This is a genomic window from Frigoribacterium sp. Leaf164 (genome assembly GCF_001423665.1).
In the GTDB taxonomy this organism is placed as follows: domain Bacteria; phylum Actinomycetota; class Actinomycetes; order Actinomycetales; family Microbacteriaceae; genus Frigoribacterium; species Frigoribacterium endophyticum.
In genome coordinates this window covers 1027949-1046530 of record NZ_LMOX01000003.1, presented here as the reverse complement: position 1 = coordinate 1046530, position 18582 = coordinate 1027949, and the positions used below count along the sequence as shown (strand labels likewise).

Here is an 18582-nt window from a genome sequence, read left to right as displayed (position 1 = left end):
CGCCGTCCAGGACGAGATGCTCGTCGGCGTCGCGAAGATCACCGTCGCCACCAAGTAGCACCCGCCGTCGCCCTCCGGCGACGCACCCCACCCGGTCGACGACCCGACCGGTGGTTCCCGGAAGAGCCCCGCTGCGCACCGCGCAGCGGGGCTCTTCCGCGTGTGCGGGCGGGGTCGACGAACGGTGTCGAGTCGGGCTGTCAAGCACGTTTGGGACGGGATGTACCCCTCCGGCCCAACCCGGGCGCCGTGCGGGAGCGCCCGGTCGAGAGTGGCCGCAACCACAGAGCGGCCGCTCCCCCGGCGGCCGACCGACCATCCCGAGAGGTCTCGACATGAGCGACACTGACCACACCGACGGCACTCCGTCGACCCCCCTGTACGACCAGGCGGCCGGTTCGACGTCGTCCCTGGGCGACGTCACCGGTCAGGGCGACCCGTTCGACTCCGTCGTCGCGGGCACGTCCGCCCCGGGCGCCACCACGACCGGCACGGGCACGAGCTCCGGCTCCGGCTCCGCCGACTCGTCGGGCTCCGGCAAGGCCGACGCGGCCAAGGGCGAGGTGAAGGCCGTCGCCGGCGACGCGGCGGACTCCGCGCAGCAGGTCGCGGGCACCACGAAGGATCAGGCCGGCAAGGTCGCCTCCGAGGCGTCCGGCCAGGCGAAGCAGCTCTTCGGCCAGGCCACCTCCGAGCTGAAGGACCAGGCCGGCGCGCAGCAGCAGAAGGCGGCCGAGGGCCTCCACGCCGTCAGCCAGCAGCTGACCTCCATGGCCGACTCGAGCGACACCGGGCTCGCGCAGGACCTCGTCCGGAACCTCAGCGGCCGCGCCCACGGCGTCGCCAGCTGGCTCGAGGGCCGCGACCCCGGCACCCTGCTCGACGACGTCAAGCACTACGCCGCGCGCAAGCCCGGCACCTTCATCGCGATCGCCGCCGTCTCCGGCCTCTTCGCCGGACGCGTCGTCAAGGCGCTGACGGCCGAGGCGAAGAGCGAGCACGCGAGCGACGCGGGCTCGACGGGCACCGGCACCGCCTCGACGACGCCCGCGGGCGTGACGAGCCGCACCGCGCCTCCGGCCGGCGACGCGACCATCACCGGCCCCGTCGCGGGCGAGTACGACGTCGTCACCGAGGGCGACGTGCCCGGCTTCGGCACGACCACGAGCTCCAGCACCCCGGGCACCTTCCCGGGCGAGGGGGCGACGCGCCCGTGACCGACGCCACCTTCCCCGGCGGCGGCGTGCCCGCCGGCGGGCCCACCCCCGGCGTGCCGGACCCGGAGGACCGCGCGGCGACGACGTCGCTGGGCGACCTCCTCGGCAGCGTCACGAGCGACATCTCCACCCTCTTCCGCCAGGAGGTCGACCTCGCCAAGGCGGAGCTGACCGAGTCGGCCAAGAAGGCGGGCAAGGGCGCCGGCATGTTCGGCGGAGCGGGCCTCACCGGCCTGTTCGCCCTGCTCTTCCTGTCGCTGGCTGCGATGTGGGGCCTCGGCGAGCTGATCGGCCTGGGCTGGTCGTCGCTGATCATCGCCGTCGTCTACGCCGTCGTCGCGCTCGTGCTGTTCACGCGCGGACGCAAGGAAGTCAAGGACATCACGGGGGCGCCGAAGACGGCCGACTCCCTCAAGAAGATCCCCGAGACCGTGAAGCCTGGAGGCCACTGATGAGCACCACTGACGAGAACAAGACCCCGGAGCAGATCCGGGCCGAGATCGAGCGCACCCGGGCGGGCCTCGGCTACGACGTCGACGCCCTCGCCGACAAGGTGAACCCGACGAGCATCGCCCACCGCCAGACCGACAAGGTCAAGGGCAAGTTCAGCAGCGTCAAGGAGTCCGTCATGGGCACCGCGCACCACGGCACGAGCAGCGTCTCCGGTGCCGCGTCGGGCGCTGTCGACTCCACGAAGGACACCGTGCACCAGGGCGTCCAGACGGCGAAGGGCAACCCGCTCGCCGTCGGCCTGATCGCCTTCGGCGCTGGCTGGCTCGTGTCGTCGCTGATCCCCGCCTCGGACAAGGAGCAGGAGCTCGTCGCCCAGGCGAAGGAGCAGGCCGGCCCCGCCGTCGACGCCGTCAAGGGCGCCGCGCAGGACGTCGCGCAGAACCTCAAGGAGCCCGCGCAGGAGGCGTTCGCCAGCGTCAAGGACACCGCCCAGGAGGCGGCGGGCACCGTCAAGGACGAGGCCCGGTCGGCCGCGGGCGACGTCAAGGACAGCGCGCAGCAGTCGAAGGACACGGTCCAGGGCGCGTAGCGACCCGGCTCCGCCGACGAGGTGGCCCGCCGCGCCCTCCCCACCACGGTGGGGGAGCGGGCGGGCCACCTCGTCCGCGTGCGCGGCGTGCGTCGCGCGTGGCGCCGCAGCGAGGTGACGCGTCCTGGGCCCTCGCGTGCCCGCAAGACCCAGCAAGCGTCACCTCGATGGTGGTCGCGCGGACGCAGCGACGCCCTGCCTCGCGGGAAGCGTGTGCACGTCGCGAAGCAGGGCGTCGGGCAGCGTCGGGGGGACGACGCCGCCGGGCACCGCCGGGGGGAGCGGTGCCGGTCAGGGGCTCGGCTAGCTGCCGAGGACGATCGACCCGGTCTGGGTGCGGATCGTCGAGGTGTGGGTGGCCAGGCGACCGAACTGCGCGCGGACGTAGCGTCCGAGCGAGGTGCGCGGCACCGACGGCGAGACGTACGACCCGACGAGGCGCTCGGCGCCGCGGGTCGACGACACGTAGCTGCCGACCGGCTCGTCGCGGCGAGCGGTGCTCGTGTACTGGCCGCCCAGCGGGAAGGGCTGGGCGGGGGCGGCGGTGCGGGTGTGGTTCGTGCTCATGGGGCCTCCTCGGCGTGCGGGGCGGCGAGGCGGCACCGTCGGGTCGGGTGGCGTTCCTCGTCACCGTCGGCGTTGCCTCTACCCTAGCCCTAGTTTTGAATCATTCAAGACAACGATCGAACTGCACAGCGAGACCCCAGGAACCCGCGCCCGCCTCGTGGGCGCACGGGGGGCGGCGCGGGTCCCGGGGAGGCGCGACTAGCGTGGGGCGGTGACCGCGCCGACCCAGCCCCGAGCCCCTCGTGAGACCCGCTCCTTCGCCCCGCCGAGCGGGCCCGTCGTCGGCCTCGTCGACGGCGACGTGGTGCGGGTGCTCGGCGTGCCGTACGCGGAGGCCGAGCGCTTCGAGGCTCCCCGACCCGCGACTCCTGCGGTCGACGCCGACGGCCGGGCCGTGCCGTACGAGGCCTTCTCGCGCGCGCCCGCCTCGCCGCAGCTCTCGTCGCGCACCCTCAGCGCCCTGATCGAGGGCGCGAGCGACGGCATGGTCGACTCCGAGCGGTGCCAGGCGCTGTCGATCACGCTGCCCGCCGACCTCGAGCCGGGGGAGTCGCTGCCCGTGATGGTGTGGATCCACGGCGGCTCGTACGTCACGGGCGCCGGCGACCTCGGCGTCTACGACCCGCGGGCGCTCGTGGCCGAGCAGCGCGTCGTCGTCGTGACGGTGACCTACCGCCTCGGCATGCTGGGCTTCTACGGCGACGGCGCCTCGGTGCCCGCCAACCTCGGGCTGCTCGACCAGGTGGCCGCCGTGCGCTGGGTGCACGAGAACGTCGCGGCGTTCGGCGGCGACCCCGACCGCGTGACGCTCTTCGGGCAGTCGGCGGGCGGCGACTCCGTCGCCCACCTCATGATCAGCGAGGGTGCCCGCGGCCTCTTCCGCCGAGCCATCGTGCAGAGCGCACCGCTCGGCATCACCCGCGGCCGCTCGCGCATGAACCGAGCCATGGTGGAGGCGGTGGGCACCCCGCCCCGGAACGCCCCCGTCGCGCAGGTGCTCGCCCTCCAGGCCGCGGCCGAGAAGGCCGCCCGCCGGTTCGGCCTCCGCGGGGGCATGGCGTTCGGGCTGCAGTACGGCCAGGCGCCCCTGCCCGCCGAGGCGGACCGGGAGGCCGCGTGGCGCGAGGTCGCGCCCGAGGTCGACCTCCTCATCGGCTCGACCAGCGAAGAGACGGGCCTGTTCTTCCCATTCGTGCCGGCGCTGGAGCGCCTGGCTGCGCTGCCCGTCGTCGGGCGGGTCTTCCGGCGGCTGCTCGTCGGCGCGACCACCCACGCGATCTACGGGCGCGACGCCCGCGCGTTCGCGGCGCGGCACCGGGCGGCCGGCGGCCGGGCCGTCCGCTACGAGCTCACCTGGGCCCCGGAGGGGGCCGTCTTCGGAGCCGCGCACGTGACCGACGTGCCGCTGCTGCTCGGCGGCGTCGACAGCTGGGGGCACACGATGCTCGTCGGCGACGCCGACTGGGCCGACGTCGACCGCCGCGGGCGGCGGGTGCGCCAGATCTGGGCCGACTTCGCCCGCACCGGCACGGTCGCGGCGGACGCGGGGGCGGGGCTGCAGGGGACGATCCGCCTCTTCCGGAGCTGACCTGCAGCGGCCTCCCGCGCCTCCTGTGCCTTCTGCACCTCGCGCGTCTCCTGCGCCTCGCGCGTGACGAGGTCGTGGGCCGGTGCCCCCGCACCGGCCCCCGACCCCGGGCCGACCGCCCCCCGGCGGCCGACCACGGCCCGGCGCCCCCGCGCCGATCCGGGTCTCGTCAGCCGCGCGTGCCCGCGGCGATGATCGCCTCCACGGCGGGGATGAGCCGCAGCGGGGTGTCGTCGGTGAACTCCGTGACCCCGGTGGAGACGTGCACCCAGCTGTCCGCCACGACCACGTCGATCCAGCAGCCCGTTCCCTCGTCGGAGATGCAGCCCGCCGTGGCGCGGTCGGCACCGGCCACCTCGACCGGCCTGCCCGGGAGAGTCGCGGTGCCGGGAGCCCATCCGCCACCGGTCACCCACCGGACGTCGAGACTGCTGAAGGAGTAGCTCACCGACGCCTCGGGCAGGACGGACCACGAGCAGTGCCCGTCCGTCAGCTGCGTCGTCTCGATGCCCGTCTCCGTGGTCAGGGACGCGTGATCGACGACCGGCTCGTAGTCCACCTCGCCGACGGCGCGGCTGAGCTCCTCAGAGCTCGGCGCCGCCTCGCAGCCCGCGAGCTGCCAGGCCCCCGCCGGCACCTCCCAGGCGGGCGGAGGGGTCGCCGCCGCCAGCTGCTCCACCAGCGCCGCGACCACCGGCCGCACGGCGTCGACCGAGGCGGTCGACGCGTACGTCACGGGGTCGACCACGCTGCTCGACGTCTGGAACCACCACGGTCCGACGACGACGGAGGTGTTGCACGACGACGCCCCGGGGTCGCAGGCCGCGGCGGAGGCGTCGCCGAGGCCCAGGCTCGGCAGCCCCGACTGCCTCAGCCCGGAGATCCACTCGAGGCCCCGATCGCCCGCCGGGACGACGGTGACCGAGACCCGGGACTGCTCGTAGGGATCGCCCGTCGGGGTCCACGTGCAGGTGAGGGCGCCGGCCTGCCGGTAGGCAGCGGTGGCCGGCCGGAACTGCCCGGGCCCGAGGTCGACCGGCGTCGCGGTCGCGATCACGCCCGTGACCCCGATCTGCCCGCCGAGCGTCGCGCAGTCCACGTCGTACGCGGGCCGCGGCACCGGGTCCTGCTCGGGCGCGGCCGGAGTGAAGGTCGGGGTCGCCGTCGCGCGTGGCGTCGCAGAGGGCTCCGGGGTGCTCGTCGGCGAGGCCGGCGCGGCCGCCTCGAACGGCGAGGGCAGCACGAGCGCCAGGGCGCCCGAGGCGCCGCCGATGCCGAGCAGCGCCACGAGGCCGAGGGTGAGGCCGAGGTGCCGGCGGGCCCACGGGCGGGGCTTCGCGGGGGGCTCGGCCGCCGCTCGCTGCAGCACCTGCTGCTTCATCGAGACGAGCATGCGGTTCAGGTCGTCACCGACGGGGGGCTCAACGTCCATCGTTCGTCACCGCCTTCCTGAGTCGGGCGCGGCTCCGGCTCACCCGTTGGGTGAGGGAACCGACGCTGATGCCGAGCGCCTTCGCGGCCTCGGCGTAGGAGCGTCCCTCGATGAGGCACAGCTCGATGACCTGCTGGTCGAGGGGGCTGAGGGCGTCGATCTCGGAGCGCACCCAGCGGAGCCGCTCCCGCGCCTCGGCCGCGTCCTCCTGGTCGAGGTCGGCGAGGTCGAGCGGCAGCTCGTCGGCGGAGTCACGGACCCGCTTGCGACGGAGGTTCATCGCGTGGTTGCGGCACGCGACGAGCAGCCAGGGCAGCAGCGACCCGTCGTGCAGCACGATCTCGGCCGACCGCCGCCACATCGTCACGAGCGTGTCCTGCACGACCTCCTCGACGTCCATGCGGCTGTCGACCAGTGCCCACGCGTACCGGGTCACGGCCGGCGCGTAGCGGTCGAAGATCGTCGACAGCGCGTGCCGGTCGCCCGTCGCCGTGCGTCGTACGAGATCGGAGTCGCTCTCCGTCGTCAGGTCCATGTCCACCCCCTCACCTAGGAATGTCGCCGCAGGACGGATCCTGACGAACTCGTGCAGATCTCTTCCGCAGGCCCTGGGGGAGGCGCGGTGCGCGCCCGGCCCCGCCCGCGCCTCCCGCGGTCAGGTGAACTGGATCGGCGTGCCGACGGGCAGCGTCGCCAGCGCCTGCGTCATCGCCGCCGACACCCGGACGCACCCGTGCGAGGAGCCGGTGGGGTCGGGGTAGTAGTGGATCGCCGTCAGCGCGGAGTTGCCGCCGTACCCCGCCAGCAGCGGCGAGTGCGCGCCGGTCAGCGCGATCGGCTGGCCCTGCGTGTAGCCGATGCTCGGGTCGACGTAGTTGGCCTCCATGTAGGTGGCCGTCCCGGCCGGCGTGGGGTCGTCGGGGGAGCCGAGGCGAGCGACCTCCTGGGCCGAGACCGCGCCGTCCTGGTCGAGCACCGAGATCACCGAGCTGGCGTTGTCGACGAGCACCGACTGCGTCGCGGGGCTGAGCGTGAAGTCGGCCGCCCGTGCCCACGCGAACGTCGCGCTCGGGGCGGCGGCGACCCCGCCGTCGCCGGGCGTGGCGTTGCGGGCGGGCGTCGCCACGAGCACCATGCCGCCGTCGAGGCCCGGGCTCGTGCCCCAGACCGCGGTGGCGGCGGGGCGGTTCAGCGTCGGGACGGTGGCGCCGAACGTCGCGACCGGGGCCGCGTCGGCCGCGGGGCTCGCGTAGAGGGCGACGAGCGCGGCTCGCGGGGTCGCGATCGTCCACTGGTTGGTCGGCGTGAGGTCGCCGCCGTCGAGCAGCTCGGGCACGACCGCGTCGAAGAACGCGAGCGGGAGCGCGGCCAGGGCCTCGGGCGAGGGAGGCGCGGGCACGGCCGCCGGGGCCGGCGCGGCGGTGGGGCTCGGGCTGGGCGTCGGCGCGGCGGCGGGCGCGGAGGTCGGCTCGGCGGCGGGCTCGCCGCGGGTCACCGCGACGGCGACGGCGCCGGCGACGACGAGGGCCAGCGCGGCGGCGCCCGCGAGGAGGGCGGTGCGGCCCGGGAGGCGGCGGCGGGGTGCGGCGGGCGCGGGCGCGGGGGCGGGGGCGGCCGCGGGCGTGCCGGCGTCGGCCGGCCGGTCGGGGCCGTGCGGGGCGGGGGGCGTCGCGTCCGGTGTCTCGTCCACAGTGCGTCCAGTCTGCCCGGCGAGGGGCCGGTCCGGGCAGAACGAGAGTGATCTGTGATCTCGACCCGCGACTCCCGCGTCCCTGCGCTCCTCCGCCGCGGATCCCTCTCAAATTTGAGAGGGCGCCTACCGGGCGAGCGCGGTCAGCTCGGCTCGGGTCGCGGCCCCGGCCTTCCGCAGCAGGTTCGAGACGTGGAACTTCACCGTGTTCTCGCTGATGCCGAGCGCCTGGGCGATCGACCGGTTGCGCGCCCCCGACGCGACGAGCCGCAGCACCTCGCGCTCGCGCGGGCTGAGGGCGACCGACTCGTCGAGGCTGCCCGGCTCCGCGGGCGGGTCGAGCGGCAGCGTCACGGCGACGTCGCTGCCCCACCCCGGCGTCGACGCCACGTCGAGCGAGCCGTCGAGCGCCGCGACCCGCTCGGCGATCGGCCGCAGCGAGTCGTCGTGCACCGTCAGCTCGCCGGCCCCGTCGTCGCGGATGCCGATCAGCAGGTTGAGCCCGTCGCAGTCCCACTGGATCCGCACCCGGCTCGACCGCCCGGAGTCGACGAGGGCGAGCACGGCGCTCCGCACGATGGCGCGCGCGGCGTGGGCCACCTCGCCGGGCAGGGCCCGGCCGGTCGCGGGCGGCTCGACGAACTGCACGTCGAGGTCGCCGAACCGCACGAGGGGCCGCAGGTCGTTCCGGAGGCGCGCGAAGGCCCCGACCACCGGCTCGAGCAGCAGCGAGCGCTGCTGGTCGGTCTCGGTGCGGATCTCGACCATCGCCGAGGCCGCGATCTCGGTCGCGAGCGTCCGGGCGGCGCGGTCGTCGAGCCGGGTCGAGCGGAGCGTCGCGAGCAGCGACTCGAGCGTGAGGGCCTGCCGGTCGACGAGGTCCGACACGGCCCGGGCGTGCTCGACGACGAGGGCCCGGCTGGCGGGCGAGGGCAGCGGCAGGTCGTCGTCGGTCACCCGCCCGACCCTACCCGCGCCTCCCCGACCTACCCGTTCGGGCAGGTCGCCCCCACCGGACGGACGGCCCCGGGGAGGCGCGGTGCGCGTAGACCAGGAGCCATGCCTCCCGCAGACACCGCCGACCACCCCGACGCCGCCGTCCCCGCCGTCGCGCTCGACCTCGTGCGCGCCGAGGTCGACCGGGCCGTCCGTGCCGTCGTCGACACCGACCCCGACGGCCTCGCGGCCGTGGCGGACCTGCTCTCGGGGGCGCGCCGCGTCTTCGTGCACGGCGCCGGCCGGTCGGGCCTGGCGCTCCGCATGACGGCCATGCGCCTCATGCACCTGGGCCTCACCGTCCACGTCGTGGGCGAGGTGACCGCGCCGGCGATCGGCGAGGGCGACGTGCTGCTCACGGCGAGCGGCTCGGGCACCACCGGCGGCATCGTCGGCGCAGCGCGGTCGGCCGTCGACGCGGGAGCCCGCGTCGCCGCGGTCACCACCGACGACTCGTCGCCCCTGGCCGAGGTCGCCGCGGCCGTGCTGATCGTGCCCGCAGCCGACAAGCTCGACCGCTCGGGGGCCGCCTCGGCGCAGTACGCCGGCGGCCTCTTCGAGCAGGTCGTCGTGCTGGTCGGCGACGCGCTGTTCCACGCCCTCTGGCAGCGGTCGGGCCAGAGCGCCGACGACATGTGGCCCCGCCACGCCAACCTCGAGTAGACGCGCCGCGCCTCCTCGACACCCCCTCACCCCACCACAGAAGGAGCACCACATGAAGCTGCAGTTCGCCATGGACACCCTGACCACCGACGCCGCCCTCGAGCTGGCGGCCGCCGCCGCCCCGAGCGTCGACATCATCGAGCTCGGCACCCCGCTGATCAAGGCGGAGGGCTTCCGCGCCATCACCGCGATCAAGGAGGCGCACCCCGACAAGATCGTGTTCGCCGACCTCAAGACGATGGACGCCGGCGAGCTCGAGGCCGACGAGGCCTTCAAGGCCGGTGCCGACCTGGTCACCGTGCTCGGCGTCGCGGGCGACAGCACCATCGCCGGTGCCGTCAAGGCCGCGAAGGCGCACGGCAAGGGCATCGTCGTCGACCTGATCGGCGTCAGCGACAAGGCCGCCCGCGCCAAGGAGGTCGTCGCGCTCGGCGCCGAGTTCGTCGAGATGCACGCCGGCCTCGACGAGCAGGCCGAGGAGGGCTTCACCTTCGAGAAGCTGCTCGAGGCCGGCCGCGCCTCGGGCGTGCCGTTCTCGGTCGCCGGCGGCGTCAAGGTCGCCACGGTCGGCTCCGTGCAGGACGCCGGCGCGCAGGTCGCCGTCGCCGGCGCCGCGATCTACTCGGCCGACGACGTCGCCGGTGCCGCCGCCGAGATCCGCGCCGCGATCAAGTAACTGCGCCACCGCCTCCGCGCTGACGAACCCCGTCCTCGCCGAGGAACCACGCCGCGGCGTGGTTCCCGTGCGAGGACGGGGTTCGTCGTGGGCCGACGGCGTCCTAGCCTGGGGCGATGACCGAGCCGACGCCCGCCCCCGCGACCCCGCCCGCGCCTCCCGAGCCCGGCATCTACCGCCACTTCAAGGGCGCCCTCTACGAGGTCGTCGGCACCGGGCGGCACAGCGAGACCGAGGAGCCGCTGGTCTTCTACCGCAAGCTCTACGACGACTACTCGTTCTGGGTGCGCCCCCTCGCCGACTTCGTCGCGCACGTGACGCGGGGCGAGCACGACGGGCCCCGGTTCACCCGCCTGCACTGAGCTGCCCCGGGCACATTCCGGCCTGGGCATGTGCCGCGAGGTCGAGACCGCACAGGGGTTTGCCAGGAAGCCGGTCGGTCCCGTTCAGGCCGGGCGTGCATGCTTGCCGCTTCGTCTGCGCGTACGCCCTGTCCCCCGCGGGAGCGCGGACGAAGGAACGGGCCCTGAGCCCTGCCGCACCACCGACACCGACCCCGTCACGCCGACGCGTCCTCGCGCCGTCTCGCCCGAACCTCGGGAGCCTGCCCCCGCAGGCCGGAGACGCCGTGCCCCGAGATCCGGAGGGACCGTCCGACACCGCCAGCGCGGTGATCGCCCCCGTGTGACGCGTGCCCGCTCCCTCGAGGAGCACCCGGACCCCCTCCGGAGGCGCGGGTCGGCCGAGCATTGGACGACATGACCCCCGAGAACACCAGCGCCACCGTGCCCGCCGAGGGCACGAGGCCGACGGCCCCCGCCGCGGCCGCCCCCACCCGCCGCGAGCTCGCCTCCGCTCGTCGCCGCACCGCTCGTCGCCGCACGATCGCGATCGGCTCGATCGCCGCGGTCGCCCTCGTGACCGGCTCCGGCTTCGCCCTCGTGAACCGAACTCCGTCGGCCGAGGCCGTCGCCGCCGCTCACGCCGCCGAGACCGAGAGGCAGGAGGACGCCATCGCGTCGGCCCTCGCCGACGCCCAGGCGAAGGCGACTCTGGACGCCGCGTCGCAGGTCGTCGCGTCGTCGCAGGGCAAGGTCGACGCGTCGGCCCTGCAGACCAGCGTCGCCTCGCTCGCCGACTACGAGTCGCTCGACGCCGACACGCTCGCCGACCGGGTCGCCGCGACCGTCGACAGCGCCCGCACGGTGCAGTCCGCCGCCGCCGAGGCCGACCGCCAGGCGGCCGCCGCGGCCGCCGCCGCCGCAGCGGCCGCCGCCCAGGTGGAGGCCGACCGGCAGGCCGCCGCCGCCGCGCAGGCCGCCGCCGACGCCGCCGCGGCCCTCGCCGCGCAGAACACGCCCGCCGGCGCCAAGGCCACCGCGCAGTCCCTCGCCTCGTCGAAGTACGGCTGGGGCAGCGACCAGTACGGCTGCCTCGTGAACCTCTGGACCAAGGAGTCCGGCTGGAACTACCAGGCCTACAACCCGAGCGGCGCGACCGGGATCCCGCAGGCCCTGCCGGGCAGCAAGATGGCCACGGCCGGCAGCGACTGGGCGACCAACGCCTCGACGCAGGTCGCCTGGGGCCTCGACTACATCAAGCGCGCGTACGGCACCCCGTGCAGCGCCTGGGGCCACAGCCAGTCGGTCAACTGGTACTGATCGGGCCGGCCTGATCGGGCCGGCCTGACCGTCAGGCCTTCTCTGCCGGACCTGATCCGTCTGACGGCGGGGCGCCTCCCTCGGGAGGCGCCCCGCCGTCGTCGTCCCACCGGGCGCTGGCTCGGGGCTCGGGAGTCGGCGGGCGAGTGCGACCCCGCCGGGCGACCGTGACGGCCCGTCCCGGTCGCACCCGCCCGCCCGGCGTCGACCCTCAGTCCTGCGGCGGGATGGTCTTGAACTCGTCCTCCTCGCGCGGCACGGGCACGAGCGAGGTCGGGGCCGGGCCGGGCTCCGACGCGCCGTCGCCGGGGGAGGCGGGCACGGTCACGGTCGGCGCGGGCGTGGGCTCCGGCGTCGCGGGCTCGGGAGTCGCGGTGGGGCTGACGGGGCTCGGCGTCACCTCGACGACCGGCTCGTCGTCGCCGCAGCCGGCGAGCACGACGGCTCCGAGCGCCGCCGTCAGCAGCACGGTCGCGACCTTCGCCTGTCCCCTCATGCGCCGAGCCTACGCATCCGCCGGGGGAGAGGTCGAGGAGGCGCGGGGCGCCCGGACACGGTCCGGTCGCCCTGGGCAGGATGGGCGCATGACCCCGCCGGAGCCCCGCGACGACGCCGAGGCGCGTCGTGCGGCGCGACCCGCCGCGCGGCCCTGGACGCTGCGGACCGCCAGCGCCGCCGACGTGCACGACATCGCCGTGTTCCAGACCGAGACGTGGCGGGAGGCCTACCGCGACGTCGTCGACCCGGCCTACCTCGCGGCGGTGGGCGTGCCCGAGAGGGTGGCCTCGTGGGGCCTGCGCATCGCCTCGCCGGCGCGGCACGTGGTGGTCGCCCGGGTGCGCGACGCCGCGGGGGACACCTCGGGCGACGACGCTGACGACACCCCGGGCGACGATGCACGGGGCCCCTCGGCCGACGACGCGCGCGGCGAGGTGGCCGGCGTCGTCAGCTGGGCGCACGGCGACCTCCGCCACGACCCGTTCGACCTCGACCTCGTCGAGCTGACGACCCTCTACGTCGGCGCCGTGCACCGCGGCAGCGGCCTCGCCGACGCCCTCCTGCGGGAGGCGCTGGGCGATGGTGCCGCCTACCTCTGGGCCTTCGAGCGCAACGCCCGGGCCCTCGCGTTCTACGCGCGGCACGGGTTCGTCGCCGACGGCACGCGCAAGCTCGACGTGCCGACCGCCGCGTGGGAGCGGCGGCTCGTCCGCCCGGCCCGCCCCGCGCCCGGCGTGGGCTAGGACCGGAGCCCGCACCGCGCCTCCCGCAGGCTAGGCCCGCGCCGACCAGCTCGCACCCACCAGCCCGCGCCGACCGGCCCGCGTCAGACGGCCGCGACCAGCGTCCAGGCCCCGCCGTCGCGGCGCAGCACCCGGCCGCTGAGGACGTCGGCGAGCTCGCCGACCGTCGCCTCGACCACGGCGCCGACCGCCACCGCCACGTCGTCGTCGGGCGAGGTGTAGCGCACGACGAGCTGGGGCTCGCCGCGGCTCAGCAGGATGTCGCGCGCCTCCACCGTCGTCAGCTCGGCCGCGGCGTCGGCGGCGCGGGGCAGCAGCTCGTCGGGGCGGGAACCGGGGCGCAGGGTGCCCACGGAGAGGGCGACGCGGTACGAGGGCATGACCCGATCCAACCGCCGACCCCTGACAGCCGTGCCGCGAGGATGTCGGTCACCGGCACCGGCACCGGGGCCCCCGCGGAGGCGCGGGTCAGCCCAGCGCGGAGGCCGCGTCCCCCGCGGCGACGGCCGCGCCGCCGAGCGGAGGCTCGGGGACGACGCGCATGCCCGTGGCCGTGGTCGCCGTCGCGAGCATCGCGTCGACCCACGCGCGGTTGATCGCGGCCACGCGGCTGCCGGCGTAGACGAAGCGGAGCGGGATGGACTCGTGCACCCAGAGCACGTGGCGCCCCTGGCCCGAGCCGTCGGTGTCGCGCCAGGTGAGGGAGAAGCTCTCGTGCCGGCGCAGCTTCGCGACGACGGCGAGCTGGAGGTGCGCGAGCGTCCGGTCGTCGATGTCGACGGCCGTCCGGTCCGACCCGTAGAACAGTGTCCCCAACGTGCTCCTCCTCAGCTCACTACGGTAGATGCCCGCCCGGGCATGGACGGCTCCGGTCCCGACCCCTTGACACCGCCGAGACCCCCGCGCTGGTGCCTCGGACGGCGTGTCACGAGCCCGTGACGGGGCCGACACGTGCCCGACCCCGGGGCCTGGCATCATCGGCGCATGCGCCGAACCGCCACCGCCCACCTCGACCTCGACGTGGCGGGCCCCGCCGAGCTCGTCCTCTCGATCGCCGCCGCGCGCCTGCCGGGCACGGAGCTCGACGAGCAGCTCGTCGTCACGCTCGACGGCGAGCCCGTCGACGTGCGCGAGGTCGACGACCGCCACGGCACGCGGCTGCACCTCTGCGAGGTGGGCCCCGGCGCGGTCGTCGTCGACTACCGGGCCACCGTGACCGGCCACGCCGACGCCCCCGAGCGCGACGAGATCGACCTCGTCCGCTACCGGCGGCCGAGCCGCTACTGCGAGTCGGACACCCTCGCCCCGACCGCCCGCGCCGAGTTCCGGGGCCTCGAGGGGCGTGGGCTCCTGGCCGCGGTGAGCTCGTGGGTGGGCGCCCAGCTGGCGTACGTCCCGGGCGCGAGCGCCCCGACCGACGGCGCCGTCCAGACGCTGCTCGACCGGCGGGGCGTCTGCCGCGACTACGCGCACCTCGTCGTCGCCCTGCTGCGGGCGCTCGACGTGCCCGCCCGGCTCGTGTCGGTCTACGCGCCCGGACTCGCGCCGATGGACTTCCACGCCGTCGCCGAGGCGTGGGTCGACGGGGCCTGGCACGTCGTCGACGCGACGGCCCTCGCCCCGCGGCAGACGCTCGTCCGCATCGCGACCGGGCGCGACGCGAGCGACACCGCGTTCCTGTCGAGCTACGGCGCGTACGTGGGGCTGCGGTCGATGACGGTCACCGCGGTCGCGGACGAGCTGCCGCGCGACGACGTCACCGCCTTCGTGACGCTCAGCTGAGCGCGGCGGCCGAACCGCGACTCATTCAGGGCGGCAGCGGCAGCGTCCGCGCCCCGGACCGGCGGCGGCCCGGAGCCGTCGATCGCCCGCGTCGCCGGCTCAGTCGCGTCCGGCCTGCGGGTCGTCGGCGTCGTGGGCGAGCTCGGCGCCCTCCTCGGAGCGCTCGGCGGGCTCGTCCTGCAGGGGCCCCGCGGGCCACGACGACGGCCCGGCCGAGCCGGCCGGGTACTCGTCGAGGGCCACGGCCCCGCTCGACCACGCCTGCACGACCGGCGTCAGGATGCGCCAGCCCTCCTCGGCGGAGTCGCCGCGCACCGACAGCGTCGGGTCGTCGTCGAGGATGCCCTCGAGCACCTCGCCGTAGGCCGTCAGGTCCGACGCGCCGAAGACGGCCTTCAAGGAGGCGCGGGAGAGGTCGTACGCGTCGCCCGGCCCGTTCACGTTCAGCTCGAGCGACATCTCGTCGGGGCTGATCGCGATGCGCAGGCGGTCGGGCTCGCCGCCGCCGACGAACTCGCGCGGCACGTGGGCCGGCGGGCGGAAGGTGATGACGATCTCGCGGCGGCGCGAGGCCAGCGCCTTGCCCGAGCGGAGCAGGATCGGCACGCCGGCCCAGCGCCAGTTCTGCACCTCGACGACGACCTCGGCGAGCGTCTCGGTCTCGAGCGACGGGTCGACGCCCTGCTCGTCGGCGTACGCCGGCAGCTCGCGGCCGTCGACCGAGCCGGCGCCGTAGCGGGCCCGGCGGGTGTGGCGCGTCGCGTCGTCCTGCCAGATGCGGGTGGCGCGCAGCACGAGCTCCTTCTCGTCGCGGAGGTCGGCGGCGGTGAGGGTCGCGGGCGCGTTCATCGTCAGCACGGCCATCACCTGCAGCAGGTGGCTCTGGATCATGTCGACCATCGCGCCGGCGTGGTCGTAGTAGCGGGCGCGGTTCTCGAGCGCGAGCTCCTCGTCGTAGACGATCTCGACGCTCTCGACGTGCTGGTTGTTGAGCATCGGCTCGATGAGGCGGTTCGCGAAGCGGAGCCCGAGCAGGTTGAGCACGGTCGACCGGCCGAGGAAGTGGTCGACGCGGTGCACCTGGTCCTCGGGCACGAGCTTCAGCACCGAGCGGTTGAGCGCCTTCGCCGACGCCAGGTCGGTGCCGAAGGGCTTCTCGAGGGCGAGGGCCGTGCCGTCGGGCAGGTCGACCTCGCGCAGCGCGGCGCAGGCCTTCTCGGTGATCGCCGGCGGCAGGGCGAAGTAGATCGAGGGCGGCGAGTCGCAGGCCTCGAGGAGCGTGCGCAGCCCCTCGGCGCCGGTCACGTCGGCCGTGACGTACCGCGTCGACTCGAGCAGGGCGTCGACGGCGGGGCCCGAGGCGTCGACCGACGCGAACGAGTCGCGCACGCGCTGGGTCCACTCCTCGGCGGTGTACTCCTCGACGCCGGCGCCGATCAGCTGCACGCGACGCTGGGGCTCGTGGGCGAGCAGCCCGCCGAGGCCGGGCATGAGGAGGCGCGAGGCGAGGTCTCCGCTCGCCCCCAGGATCAGCAGGGTCGCGGGGCCGTGGGCCGACGAGCCGGCCTTGGCGGCCGTCTCGGTGTTCGCAGTCGTCATGTCGTGCACGCTAGACCGCCGGGTCAGGCGCGGCGCGTCGGCCGCACCGACACCACCTCGGCGGTGGCGCCGTGCGGCAGGTCGACGACGAGCCGCACCGCGTCCGCGACCGACCCCGGCTCGAGGTAGAGCGCGGTGTCGTAGCGCCCGCCCTCCTTCTCGACGAGCTCGCGCTGCATGTCGGTGTCGACGCGGCCCGGGTGCACCGAGCTGACGCGCACCCCGTGGGGGCGCTCCTCCTCGCGGAGGGCGTCGGTGAGGGCGCGCAGGGCGAACTTGCTCGCGGCGTAGGTGCCGCCGCCGGTGCCGGCCGTGAAGCCGGAGCCGCTGTTGATCGCGACGACCGTGCCCTCGGCGGCCCGGAGCGCGGGGAGCAGCTGGCGGGTCAGCTCGGCGACGGCGAAGACGTTGACCTCGAAGACGCGGCGCCAGTCGTCGCGCGTCGTCGAGTCGACGGTGTCGCCGCCGATCACGCCGGCGGCGTGCACCACGACGTCGAGGCGGTCGAGCTCGGGGGCGGCGAAGGCCGGCCCCGAGAGGTCGGCGACCCAGGCCGAGGCCGACGGGAGCGTCGCGACGACCGCGCGCACCGCCTCCTCGTCACGGCCGTGCACGACGACGTGGTGGTCGCGGGAGAGGTCGCGGGCGACGGCGAGGCCGATGCCGCGGGTGGATCCGGTGACGAGGGCGGTCTTCATGCGGCCAGTCTGCCGCGGGCCCCCGACGGCGGGCCCGCCGCGACCTGATCCGCGCCAGTTCCCCTGATACGTGTGGATACCTGAGGCAGGGTATCGCAAGGTATCTCAGCTCAGGAGGAACGCCGGTCCCGCGCCGACAGCCTCATTTGAGCGGGTCGTTGCCCCAGTTCATCAGCGACCAGCGCCACTTCGTGTCGGTCACGTCGCCGTCCGGGCGCTGCTTCGAGTGCCGCGCCACGTAGCCGTGCACCTTGGCCATGTGGGCCCAGTCGTCGTCGGTGAGGTCGGCCTTCTTCGTGTGCAGGATGCGCACGATGTGCCGGCCGCTCTCGTGCCCGACCGACTCGCCGCCGGGCTCGGAGTGCTGCCCGACCTCCTTCGACTCGTCGGTCTCGAGCCACGCCTCCAGCTCCGACGCGGTCATCGTCACGTCGTCGTGGAAGTCGTCCCAGGTCGTCTGCCGGTCGTCGTCATCAGCCATGCTCCGACACTGCACCCGTGGCGGCGGCCTGTCCGCGCCGGGTGTCGTGTCGACGCCCCGGATAGATGACGGCTACGGCTTGACGACGGGGATCGGGCCGGTGAGCTGGGGCACCTCGCGGTCGCTGAGCAGCCAGTGCTCGCCGGAGGCGGTGATCAGGAAGGCGAGGGGCCCCGGTCGGCAGACCACCAGGGCGCCGCCGGACTGGTGCAGCACGCTGTCGAGGGCGCCGCCGAGGTCGCGGTCGTCCTCCGAGCCGGCGGAGGAGAGGACGGCGCAGCGGCCCTCCGCCCCCATGGCGGTCAACAGGCGGCGGAGGCCCTCGGGGTCGCCGAGGGAGGGGGCGACGCTGTGGGCGGCGGCCATGTCGACCCAGTCGGTCGACTCGGTGAGCGCCGCGAGGCGGTCGGGCGACGGGTCGGTGTCGCCGACGGCGAGCGACCGCAGGTCGTCGCGGCGGTCGGGGGCCGCGAACGCGTCGAGCGCCGCGATGACAGGCTCGGGGAGCAACGCCACGGGAGTCCTCCTCAGGTCCGGAGCGACCATCCTCCCACTCCGGGAGGGGTCTCGTCTCCGTCGCGTGGCCGAGGAGGCGGGGGTCGCCTCGTCGCTACAGTGGAGCGACCCTGCGCCCCGACCGGACGGACCGACGATGACCTTCCCCTCCTACCCGGGCCAGCCCGGCAGCGACGACCCCCGCCAGGGCCTCGGTCAGCAGCCCGCGTACGGCCAGCAGCCGTGGGCGGGCCAGCCGAACTCGTACGGGCCGCCGGCCCCGCAGCGCACCGACGCCGACCCGTCGACGCCGTACATGTGGGCGATCGCCGTCACGCCGCTGCTCAGCCTCCTGACCCTCGCCTTCGTCGACATCTCGTCCTACCTCGACGAGAGCCTCCGCCTCGCCGAGGCCGGCAGCACCGCGGCCCCCTCGTCGCCCGGCATGCTCCTGGCCCAGCTCGTCAGCTGGGGCCTCTACGCCCTGACCGTCGTGCTGGCCTTCTTCGACTGGCGCGCGCTGAAGCGCCGCGGCGTCGACCGTCCCTTCGCGTGGCCGTGGGCGTTCCTCAGCGTCGTCTACGTCATCGGCCGTGCCGTCGTGGTGAAGCGCCGCACCGGGCGGGGCGTGGCGCCGATGGTCGTCTACCTCGTCCTGAGCGTCGTGAGCGTCGTCGTGTCGGTCATCATCGTGGGTGCGGCGCTCGCCGAGTTCCTGCCCCAGGTGGCGGAGCTGACCCCGGCTCCCTGACCC

General features: G+C 75.3%; 23 protein-coding genes. 11 read left to right on the top strand and 12 right to left on the bottom strand.

The window, feature by feature from the left end:
* Window positions 1-335 precede the first annotated feature (335 nt).
* Genes ASF82_RS12865 through ASF82_RS12855 form a run of 3 tightly spaced genes read left to right on the top strand, consistent with a single transcriptional unit; the run spans window position 336 to window position 2259 of the window.
* Complete coding sequence (locus tag ASF82_RS12865; RefSeq protein WP_056057699.1) at window positions 336-1217, top strand: CsbD family protein; 882 nt, start codon at window positions 336-338, stop codon at window positions 1215-1217.
* Window positions 1214-1669 carry a phage holin family protein gene (locus ASF82_RS12860; protein WP_369814278.1) on the top strand — a complete coding sequence of 152 codons (456 nt, stop codon included), beginning with the start codon at window positions 1214-1216 and terminating at the stop codon, window positions 1667-1669. Before ASF82_RS12865 ends, ASF82_RS12860 begins: the two co-directional genes overlap by 4 nt.
* Window positions 1669-2259 carry a DUF3618 domain-containing protein gene (locus ASF82_RS12855; RefSeq protein ID WP_056057696.1) on the top strand — a complete coding sequence of 197 codons (591 nt, stop codon included), beginning with the start codon at window positions 1669-1671 and terminating at the stop codon, window positions 2257-2259. The genes ASF82_RS12860 and ASF82_RS12855 overlap by 1 nt, the downstream gene beginning before the upstream one ends.
* 303 nt (window positions 2260-2562) lie before the next feature.
* Here ASF82_RS12855 and ASF82_RS12850 read toward each other — a convergent pair whose 3' ends face one another.
* Window positions 2563-2826, bottom strand: coding sequence for a hypothetical protein (locus tag ASF82_RS12850; RefSeq protein ID WP_056057693.1), 264 nt, complete (start codon window positions 2824-2826; stop codon window positions 2563-2565).
* Between the two features lie 211 nt (window positions 2827-3037).
* On the opposite strand from ASF82_RS12850, the gene ASF82_RS12845 reads away from it, so the two are divergent.
* Window positions 3038-4414, top strand: coding sequence for a carboxylesterase family protein (locus ASF82_RS12845; protein WP_056057689.1), 1377 nt, complete (start codon window positions 3038-3040; stop codon window positions 4412-4414).
* Window positions 4415-4583: 169 nt separating this feature from the next.
* Here ASF82_RS12845 and ASF82_RS12840 read toward each other — a convergent pair whose 3' ends face one another.
* From ASF82_RS12840 to ASF82_RS12825, 4 genes are all read right to left on the bottom strand, one after another.
* A complete protein-coding gene (locus ASF82_RS12840) occupies window positions 4584-5846 on the bottom strand; it encodes a hypothetical protein (protein WP_056057685.1) in 1263 nt (420 codons plus the stop codon).
* Window positions 5836-6381, bottom strand: coding sequence for an RNA polymerase sigma factor (locus ASF82_RS12835; RefSeq protein ID WP_056057682.1), 546 nt, complete (start codon window positions 6379-6381; stop codon window positions 5836-5838). Before ASF82_RS12835 ends, ASF82_RS12840 begins: the two co-directional genes overlap by 11 nt.
* A gap of 120 nt (window positions 6382-6501) precedes the next feature.
* On the bottom strand, window positions 6502-7536 hold the full coding sequence (locus tag ASF82_RS12830) for a L,D-transpeptidase (protein ID WP_056057679.1): 1035 nt from the start codon (window positions 7534-7536) through the stop codon (window positions 6502-6504).
* Window positions 7537-7662: 126 nt separating this feature from the next.
* Window positions 7663-8493, bottom strand: coding sequence for a LuxR C-terminal-related transcriptional regulator (locus ASF82_RS12825; RefSeq protein WP_082514622.1), 831 nt, complete (start codon window positions 8491-8493; stop codon window positions 7663-7665).
* A 102-nt stretch (window positions 8494-8595) separates the two neighbouring features.
* On the opposite strand from ASF82_RS12825, the gene hxlB reads away from it, so the two are divergent.
* The 4 genes from hxlB (at window position 8596) to ASF82_RS12805 (ending at window position 11532) form a co-directional block, all read left to right on the top strand.
* Window positions 8596-9195 (top strand): 6-phospho-3-hexuloisomerase, encoded by a 600-nt coding sequence (gene hxlB / locus ASF82_RS12820; RefSeq protein WP_056057676.1) that lies wholly within the window; start codon window positions 8596-8598, stop codon window positions 9193-9195.
* Window positions 9196-9247: 52 nt separating this feature from the next.
* Window positions 9248-9871, top strand: a complete 624-nt coding sequence (hxlA, locus tag ASF82_RS12815; RefSeq protein ID WP_056057671.1) for a 3-hexulose-6-phosphate synthase — start codon at window positions 9248-9250, stop codon at window positions 9869-9871.
* Between the two features lie 116 nt (window positions 9872-9987).
* Window positions 9988-10233 (top strand): DUF1653 domain-containing protein, encoded by a 246-nt coding sequence (locus tag ASF82_RS12810; RefSeq protein WP_056057669.1) that lies wholly within the window; start codon window positions 9988-9990, stop codon window positions 10231-10233.
* 396 nt (window positions 10234-10629) lie between these two features.
* Window positions 10630-11532: a hypothetical protein gene (locus tag ASF82_RS12805; RefSeq protein WP_235491285.1), complete on the top strand. Its 903-nt coding sequence runs from the start codon at window positions 10630-10632 to the stop codon at window positions 11530-11532.
* Window positions 11533-11743: 211 nt separating this feature from the next.
* On the opposite strand, the gene ASF82_RS15805 is transcribed toward ASF82_RS12805, so the two are convergent.
* Window positions 11744-12028, bottom strand: a complete 285-nt coding sequence (locus ASF82_RS15805) for a hypothetical protein (protein ID WP_056057666.1) — start codon at window positions 12026-12028, stop codon at window positions 11744-11746.
* An 88-nt stretch (window positions 12029-12116) separates the two neighbouring features.
* Between ASF82_RS15805 and ASF82_RS15800 the strand changes: the two genes are divergently transcribed.
* Complete coding sequence (locus ASF82_RS15800; protein WP_056057661.1) at window positions 12117-12773, top strand: GNAT family N-acetyltransferase; 657 nt, start codon at window positions 12117-12119, stop codon at window positions 12771-12773.
* Window positions 12774-12856: 83 nt separating this feature from the next.
* On the opposite strand, the gene ASF82_RS12790 is transcribed toward ASF82_RS15800, so the two are convergent.
* The gene (locus tag ASF82_RS12790; RefSeq protein ID WP_056057658.1) at window positions 12857-13153 is read right to left on the bottom strand and encodes a hypothetical protein; all 297 of its coding nucleotides are present in this window, start codon (window positions 13151-13153) and stop codon (window positions 12857-12859) included.
* Between the two features lie 88 nt (window positions 13154-13241).
* Window positions 13242-13589 (bottom strand): hypothetical protein, encoded by a 348-nt coding sequence (locus ASF82_RS12785; RefSeq protein WP_056057655.1) that lies wholly within the window; start codon window positions 13587-13589, stop codon window positions 13242-13244.
* 168 nt (window positions 13590-13757) lie between these two features.
* Between ASF82_RS12785 and ASF82_RS12780 the strand changes: the two genes are divergently transcribed.
* Window positions 13758-14555 (top strand): transglutaminase family protein, encoded by a 798-nt coding sequence (locus ASF82_RS12780; RefSeq protein ID WP_056057651.1) that lies wholly within the window; start codon window positions 13758-13760, stop codon window positions 14553-14555.
* A gap of 99 nt (window positions 14556-14654) precedes the next feature.
* On the opposite strand, the gene ASF82_RS12775 is transcribed toward ASF82_RS12780, so the two are convergent.
* The 4 genes from ASF82_RS12775 to ASF82_RS12760 form a co-directional block, all read right to left on the bottom strand.
* On the bottom strand, window positions 14655-16154 hold the full coding sequence (locus ASF82_RS12775; RefSeq protein WP_082514619.1) for a glucose-6-phosphate dehydrogenase: 1500 nt from the start codon (window positions 16152-16154) through the stop codon (window positions 14655-14657).
* Between the two features lie 23 nt (window positions 16155-16177).
* A complete protein-coding gene (locus ASF82_RS12770; protein ID WP_056057647.1) occupies window positions 16178-16852 on the bottom strand; it encodes an SDR family oxidoreductase in 675 nt (224 codons plus the stop codon).
* Between the two features lie 142 nt (window positions 16853-16994).
* Entirely contained in the window at window positions 16995-17333 is a 339-nt protein-coding gene (locus ASF82_RS12765) for a DUF3140 domain-containing protein (RefSeq protein ID WP_056057644.1), read from the bottom strand.
* Between the two features lie 72 nt (window positions 17334-17405).
* Window positions 17406-17849: a hypothetical protein gene (locus tag ASF82_RS12760; RefSeq protein ID WP_056057641.1), complete on the bottom strand. Its 444-nt coding sequence runs from the start codon at window positions 17847-17849 to the stop codon at window positions 17406-17408.
* 136 nt (window positions 17850-17985) lie between these two features.
* On the opposite strand from ASF82_RS12760, the gene ASF82_RS12755 reads away from it, so the two are divergent.
* Entirely contained in the window at window positions 17986-18579 is a 594-nt protein-coding gene (locus ASF82_RS12755) for a hypothetical protein (protein ID WP_056057638.1), read from the top strand.
* Window positions 18580-18582 lie beyond the last annotated feature (3 nt).